The sequence below is a fragment of the Mesorhizobium sp. WSM4847 genome, assembly GCF_055811335.1.
The window spans coordinates 1-6488 of record NZ_JBVVPY010000056.1; the positions used below are offsets into that span (position 1 = coordinate 1).

The window sequence follows — 6488 nt, forward strand, 5'->3', positions numbered from 1 at the left end:
GCGGTGTAGAACCTGTCCCATAGCGCATCCTTTGATTCGGACGGCAATGATGCGCCATTAAAGTCCGGGATCAAACATCTAGCGCCATCATCCCGAAAGCGAACGTTCCGCTTCCGGCCCCACGATGCTCGTTCGCGTCATTGTCGGATCGCAGTCGATGCGATCGTGCGATCGCGTCATTTCCGCAAGATCTTCTCCATCGCCTTGCCCCTGGCAAGCTCGTCGATCAGCTTGTCGAGGTAGCGGATTTCCTTCATCAGCGGGTCTTCGATGTCTTCCACCCGGACACCGCAGATCACCCCCGTGATCAAATTCCGAGAAGGATTCAGTTGAGGCGCCTGATCAAAGAAATCCTTCAGGCTGGTTTTCTTCCCCAGCTGGGCGTCCAGCCGCTTCTGGGTGTAGCCCGTCAGCCAGCGGATGATCTCATCGACCTCGGCTTTGGTGCGGCCTTTCTTTACTGCCTTGGCGACATAGTGCGGATAGACGCTGGCAAAGCTCATGGAATAGATTCGATGCTCGGTCATGGCACTCCCTCATGCGTCGGGATCGGGGCCAAGAAGTGGCATCACGTCCACGACATCGCAGGGGAAGATCGTAAAGTGTGGATGGCCTTCGAACATCTTCGAAATCGAGCAGTCTGTCAGCCGCGGGCGAAAGCCGTGTTGAGCAGCGTGATCTGGTCGAAAACCGGATTGGTGCGGCGGCCGGATGGCGCAGCCTCGGCCACGGCGCCGCCGTAGATTTCCTCGTCCATGCGGCGCACCAGTGCCTGCAGGCGCAGCGAGCGGTCGATGAGGTCAAGAAAATCCTTGGGCAGTTCGACCCAGCCTGCGGCATCGTTGTTGGCGGAAGCGGTGTCGAGACGCACCTTGGATTTTTCGGAAGCAACCTGATCGCGAGTCATTTCGCCGGAATTCGCGGCGCGCTGCAGAAGCAGCCAGGAGGCGACCTGCATCAGCCTCGTGGTCAGTCGCATCGACTCGGCCGCATAGAGCGTCGCCGCCAGCCTGGACAGTTTCTTCGCCTCGGCCCGGCCCTTGCCGTCCAGATATTCGGCCGCCTGCTCGACCAGGCCCATGCCTTCCTGGTAGAGCGGCTTGAAGGATTGGGAGAAAACCCGGCGCTCCGCCAGCTTGATGGTTTTCGCGCTTCCCTTCGAAGGATCGTTCATCGATACGCCCTGCACTTGCCTTACAGCCGGCCGAATCGGCGTCATCGCCGCCACGCCTGCACCCTAAATGACCGAGGCTTGAAAATGCGCTTCGCCGCCGGTGAAGGCAAGCACATGTTTAACAAACGGTTAACGGCGACGCAGCGGCGCGGGCGACCGGCAATCCGGGTCGCCGAAAAAAAAGAGCCGCGGATAAGGCGGCTCTCAGGAGTTTAACAGGGAGGCGTCAAACAAAGTGGCTCCAACCACTCGGTAAGAATCCAGATCACTGGATGCGCATAGTAAACGCCTGTAAAGCTTAATGAAGCCTTAACGGCGAGGATATTTTTTGATCAAGCGTCGCCCGCCTGTGCCGTAACAGCACAATAACTCCAGGCTTTTTGGGGCCCAGACCTTTGGACTCAGGCCTTTTGCGTCTCAGCATGCCGTTCGGCTTTCCACACCACCGGCAGCGCGATGTAAGCGAACAGCAGCAGCCCCGCGTAAAAGCCCATCGAGGATGTTGCCACCAGCGGCTCGATCGCCGGGTTGCCGGCAAGCATGATGTAAAGGCCGATCAACAGTCCGGTGCCACTGATTGCCGTCAACCAGAAATGGACGGTGGCAAGCGTCTTTTCCGCGACTGCCGGAAACAGATGGTAGAAGAATGCAAACACCGCCGACATCAGCCATCCGGCCACCATGATGTGGGCGTGGGTTGGCATCTGCGCATGATCTTTGCTGATCGCCATCTGTAGGCCGAGCGCCATCCCGGCGAGTGCGTAGAAGACGGCCAGCGTGAAGAAGTTTCGTGCTACCTTTTGCATGTTATGCCCCGAATTGCCTTTTCCCGTCATGGGAATGGGTTGAGATCAGGCGGTCGCCCCGCCACCGGGTCCCCGGCATCGGCGCATTAGCATCGGCAATGTTTCTGGACGATGTCGCATCGCGCCCGCCTGAAACCGCCGTGACGCTGCTGACGGCTCGGCTGCCGGCAACTTCCATCGGCTGGCAATCTAGAGAAGGCCGGCGATCCCGTCCCACAGGAGCTTGACCGCGACGACCGCTACGGTCGCATAGGTGAAGGGGTAGAACAGTTCCGGTCGCATCCGCCGCACCAGCCAGGCGCCGGCGATGGTCGAGAGCGGCGCCAGCGGTACCAGAACCGCCGATGCGGTCAGGTTGGTGGTGTCGAACTGTCCGAGCGCAAAATAGGGGATAAGCTTCAACGCGTTGGTGGCGGCAAAGAAGATTGCGGCGGTGCCCGACAGCACTTTCGGATCGAGCCGGATCGGCAGCGCATAGACCTGAAAGGGCGGGCCGCCGACATGGGCGACGAAGCTGGTGAAGCCGGCGACCGTCCCCCAGAGTGCGGCAGCCGCGCGGTTGGGCTCGGCCGAGTGGCTCGCACCGTGCCGCACCTGTAGATAGACCCAGCGAAGCACGAAGATAATCGCCACGGCGCCGACGATCAGCCGCACCATTTCCGCTGTCACCAGCGCCGCGGTCAGCCAGCCGAGGCCGATGCCGATCACTGCCCCCGGCATCATGTCCGCAAGCATCTTGCGGTCGTAGACCCCCCACCATGTCCACACCGAGACGACGTCCATCAGGCACAGTATGGGCAGCAGGATGGCGGCTGCCTGCACCGGCGGCATGGCCAGCGCCATCAGCGGCACGCCGACGAAACCGACCGCGCCGCCAAAGCCGCCCTTGGACAGACCGACCAGGATGACGGCTGGAACGGCAGCGGCATAGAACCACGGATCGAATAGCAAGCCTGACATCGTCGGGGAGCAGTTGGAGGGAAAAGCGTGTAGACGCTGGAATAGCCGATAAACTTTCGCGCCGCGACTGCAAATGCGCACACGACGCTGTGGTCGTTCGTGCTGAGGCCTGTCACGGTTTTGAGGAGGCAGTTGCGCCGAGTGGCGGCGGGCGCCTGCGGATCGGCTGCGCCTTGATGATGGCTGTGCTCGTTTCGGCCTTGTCGGCGATACGGTCGAGAAGCTTGTCGAGGTCGCCGATCGAGCGCACGAACAGCCGGGCAACAAAGCAGTCGTCGCCCGTCACCTTGTCGCATTCGCCAAACTCCGGAATCTCCTCGATCAGCTTCTGGACAATATGCAGCTTGCCCGGCAAGGGCCGGATGCGAACGATCGCCTGCAAGGTGTAGCCGAGCGCTTGGGGATCGATTTCGACGGTGAAGGCCCTGATAACGCCACGATCCTCCAGCCGACGCAGGCGTTCCGCGACACTCGGCGATGACAGTCCTACCTGCTGGGCCAGTTCCTTCAATGAGGTTCGCGAATCCTTGATCAGGCTTTCGAGAAGGCGTCGGTCCAGATCGTCCAGCATTTTACATTCCCAAGGAAAAGGCCGTCTTCACCTTATTTGATTAGGCACGACGGGCATATCACCCGGCTCAAATTATTGAAAGCGCTGATGTGGCATGGGATTATCAACCATCAGCGTTTCGAGAGGCAATATTCATGGACAGCACGATGCGTGGCACGGTCGAAATGACGGCCGCAATGGTGATCCTCGGCACGATCGGATGGTTCGTCGTCATGTCGGGCGAGCCCATCATGGACGTCGTCTTCTGGCGCTGCGCCTTCGGCGCTATAACGCTGCTGATCATCTGCGCTGCCCTGGGGCTGCTGCGCGGCAGGCTGTCACTGCGCATCGTGGCGATTGCGGCCCTTGGCGGCGCGGCCATCGTCATCAACTGGCTGCTGCTGTTCAGCTCGTTTTCCCGCGCCTCGATCTCGATCGCCACGGCTGTTTACAACACGCAGCCCTTCATGCTGGTCGGCTTTGGCGCGCTCTTCTTCTCAGAGCGGCTGACCCTGACAAAGCTGGCCTGGCTTGGCATCGCCTTCGCCGGCATGCTGCTGATCGTGCAAGGCTCGCCTGATGCCGGCTCCGATGCAGGCCCCAATACAGGTAATGTCGGCACGGATTATTTTATCGGCATCGCGATGGCGCTGGGTGCGGCTTTCTTCTGGGCCGTCGCCGCCATCGTCACCAAGAAGCTCAAAGGCACGTCGCCGCACCTGATCGCCCTCATCCAGGTCTGCGTCGGCGTCGTCATCCTGGCACCCTTCGCCAACCTTTCCCACCTTCCCGCCGACGTGTGGAGCTGGAGCATGCTGGCGACGCTTGGCGTCGTCCATACGGGCCTGATGTACATCCTGATGTACGGCGCCATTCAGAAACTGCCAACCTATCTGCAGGGGTCGCTGTCCTTCATCTACCCTGTGGTCGCGATCCTGGTCGATGTCGTCGCCTTCGGCCACCGCCTGCATCCGGCCCAGATGGTCGGCGGCGCCGCCATCCTGGTCGCCGCCGCCGGCATGAATCTTGGCTGGACGCTGTGGAAATCGAAGACCCCAGCCGAGAGCACCCAGGCAATCAAGTGAGGCAACAACGTCGCCGTGCGACAATCATGCGCCAACGGTCCTGGCCGCCCGCCTGTTCAAGGCCGGCACTTTGCTCTATGCCGCAATGCAACCATCTTCGCCCGGCATAGGCGAAAACCGGGGTCAAAAACCAATGAACGACGCAACGCCTCCAAATCGCTGCCGCATCGTGCTGATCGCGCCGCCCGGCATGCCGGCTGAGCACATCGGCGCGGCGTTCGAGGGCGGCGACGTCGCCTCGCTGATCCTGCCCGAAAACGACATGGACGAAGCCTCCTTCCAGGCCTTCGCCGAACAGATCGTGCCGGCGGCGCAAGCGGCAGGCATCGCTGTCATCATTGCCGGCGACACCCGCATCGCCGGCCGCGTCCAGGCCGATGGCCTTCATGTCGAGGCCGGCAAGGCCGAACTCGCCGAGACGATCGAGCGTTTCCAGGCAAAAATGATGGTCGGCACCGGCGGCGCCAAGACCCGCGACGATGCGCTGGAACTCGGCGAACTCAGGCCCGACTACATCTTCTTCGGCCGCTTCGGCTACGACAACAAGCCGGAGCCGCACCCACGCAACCTGTCGCTGGGGCAATGGTGGGCGGATGTGATCCAGATCCCTTGCATCGTCATGGCCGGGTCCGACATCACTTCGGTGGAAGCGGTGGCTGCCACCGGCGCCGAATTCGTGGCGCTGTCCAGCGCCGTCTTTGCCGAGGGCATCGACCCAAAGATGGCAGTCGCCAGCGCCAACGCGCTGCTCGACGAAACCGCGCCGCGTTTCGAGGACTGACGTGCCCGCGCCGACAATCCTTTTCGGTGCTTTGCTTGCGCAGCTCACGGTGCAGGTCGCCGTGGCGGAAACCGTCCCATTGCCGCAACCGAAGCCCGACACCGCTGCAAGCACGGACAAGCCGATCGCCACGCCGCTGCCGCAGCCCGCCACCACGGCGCCGCTGCCGTCGGCCGACGCCATTAATCCCGACCGCTTCGGTGCAAAGCCGTCGGATTCTGCCTATGGCGCCTTCCAGCGCGGCCTTTACAAGACGGCCTACAACCTCGCTCTGGTTCGCGCCCAGAACGGCGATCCGGCGGCGCAGACGTTGATCGCCGAGATATTGTCGCGCGGCCTTGGCGTGCCGGTCGACGCGGCGGAGGCGGCCAAGTGGTACGCGCTTGCCGCCGAGCAGGGGATACCGGAATCGCAGTTCCAATATGCGCTGATGCTGCTCGACGGCCGCTACGTCAAGAAGGACGAGAAAGGGGCTTATGCGCTGATGCAGGCCGCCGCCGAGGCCGGCAACCGTCTGGCGCAGTTCAATTTCGCGCAGCTGCTGGTGCGGCAGGACCCCGGCGATGCCGGCATCGCAAAGGCCGTGTCCTATTATCAGCGCGCCGCCGCGACCGGCCTTGCCGACGCGCAATATGCGTTGGCGCAGGTCTATGCCAATGGCGTCGGCGGCAAGCTGCGCGACGATGCCCAGGCGCGCGGCCTGCTGGCGCAGGCAGCAAGGCAGAACTACGATACGGCGCAGATCGATCTCGCTGCCTGGATGATCGAGGGACGCGGTGGCGCCCGCGACCTGAAGTCCGGCTTCGGCTGGATGAAACAGGCCGCCGAGGGCGGCAATGTCGCCGCCCAGAACCGCCTCGCCAAGCTTTACATGGGCGGCATCGGCACCGATCCGGATCCGATCCTTGCCGGCGCCTGGTACGTCGTCGCACGGCGCGCCGGACTGATCGATCCGGAGATGGACGATTTTCTGCAGGGCCTGACCGACGACCAGACCAAGCAGTTGCTGCAGAAGGCCAACCGCCTGCCGTAAAGCGTCACGGACAGTGAATACCGGGCAGCGGATGCTGACGAGGGAATGGCTCCGCCCCCACTCCTCTCATGCCACCCCTTGCCCGCTCCCCCTCTTGCC

8 protein-coding genes are annotated in these 6488 nt (G+C 62.4%); 3 read left to right on the top strand and 5 right to left on the bottom strand.

What is annotated here, in order from left to right; genetic code table 11:
- Positions 1-176: 176 nt before the first annotated feature.
- The 5 genes from AC0L28_RS34095 to AC0L28_RS34115 form a co-directional block, all read right to left on the bottom strand.
- On the bottom strand, positions 177-527 hold the full coding sequence (locus tag AC0L28_RS34095; protein ID WP_128170778.1) for a DUF2200 domain-containing protein: 351 nt from the start codon (positions 525-527) through the stop codon (positions 177-179).
- Positions 528-643: 116 nt separating this feature from the next.
- Complete coding sequence (gene rcdA / locus AC0L28_RS34100) at positions 644-1174, bottom strand: protease adaptor protein RcdA (protein ID WP_128170777.1); 531 nt, start codon at positions 1172-1174, stop codon at positions 644-646.
- 401 nt (positions 1175-1575) lie between these two features.
- A complete protein-coding gene (locus AC0L28_RS34105) occupies positions 1576-1980 on the bottom strand; it encodes a hypothetical protein (protein ID WP_023799995.1) in 405 nt (134 codons plus the stop codon).
- Between the two features lie 189 nt (positions 1981-2169).
- Positions 2170-2940 (bottom strand): sulfite exporter TauE/SafE family protein, encoded by a 771-nt coding sequence (locus AC0L28_RS34110; RefSeq protein WP_287175879.1) that lies wholly within the window; start codon positions 2938-2940, stop codon positions 2170-2172.
- A 112-nt stretch (positions 2941-3052) separates the two neighbouring features.
- Positions 3053-3511, bottom strand: coding sequence for an Lrp/AsnC family transcriptional regulator (locus AC0L28_RS34115; RefSeq protein WP_091593435.1), 459 nt, complete (start codon positions 3509-3511; stop codon positions 3053-3055).
- 134 nt (positions 3512-3645) lie between these two features.
- Between AC0L28_RS34115 and AC0L28_RS34120 the strand changes: the two genes are divergently transcribed.
- The 3 genes from AC0L28_RS34120 to AC0L28_RS34130 all read left to right on the top strand — a co-directional run bounded on the left by AC0L28_RS34120 (position 3646) and on the right by AC0L28_RS34130 (position 6389).
- Positions 3646-4575 (top strand): DMT family transporter, encoded by a 930-nt coding sequence (locus AC0L28_RS34120; RefSeq protein ID WP_128170774.1) that lies wholly within the window; start codon positions 3646-3648, stop codon positions 4573-4575.
- Between the two features lie 133 nt (positions 4576-4708).
- The gene (locus AC0L28_RS34125) at positions 4709-5356 is read left to right on the top strand and encodes a thiamine phosphate synthase (RefSeq protein WP_091593557.1); all 648 of its coding nucleotides are present in this window, start codon (positions 4709-4711) and stop codon (positions 5354-5356) included.
- A 1-nt stretch (position 5357) separates the two neighbouring features.
- Complete coding sequence (locus AC0L28_RS34130) at positions 5358-6389, top strand: tetratricopeptide repeat protein (protein ID WP_023800000.1); 1032 nt, start codon at positions 5358-5360, stop codon at positions 6387-6389.
- Positions 6390-6488 lie beyond the last annotated feature (99 nt).

Bases quoted from the DNA above. Each gene is read 5' to 3' on its own strand.
- AC0L28_RS34095 (WP_128170778.1), bottom strand. From the start codon at position 527: ATGACCGAGCATCGAATCTATTCCATGAGCTTTGCCAGCGTCTATCCG.
- rcdA (WP_128170777.1), bottom strand. From the start codon at position 1,174: ATGAACGATCCTTCGAAGGGAAGCGCGAAAACCATCAAGCTGGCGGAG.
- AC0L28_RS34105 (WP_023799995.1), bottom strand. From the start codon at position 1,980: ATGCAAAAGGTAGCACGAAACTTCTTCACGCTGGCCGTCTTCTACGCA.
- AC0L28_RS34110 (WP_287175879.1), bottom strand. From the start codon at position 2,940: ATGTCAGGCTTGCTATTCGATCCGTGGTTCTATGCCGCTGCCGTTCCA.
- AC0L28_RS34115 (WP_091593435.1), bottom strand. From the start codon at position 3,511: ATGCTGGACGATCTGGACCGACGCCTTCTCGAAAGCCTGATCAAGGAT.
- AC0L28_RS34120 (WP_128170774.1), top strand. From the start codon at position 3,646: ATGGACAGCACGATGCGTGGCACGGTCGAAATGACGGCCGCAATGGTG.
- AC0L28_RS34125 (WP_091593557.1), top strand. From the start codon at position 4,709: ATGAACGACGCAACGCCTCCAAATCGCTGCCGCATCGTGCTGATCGCG.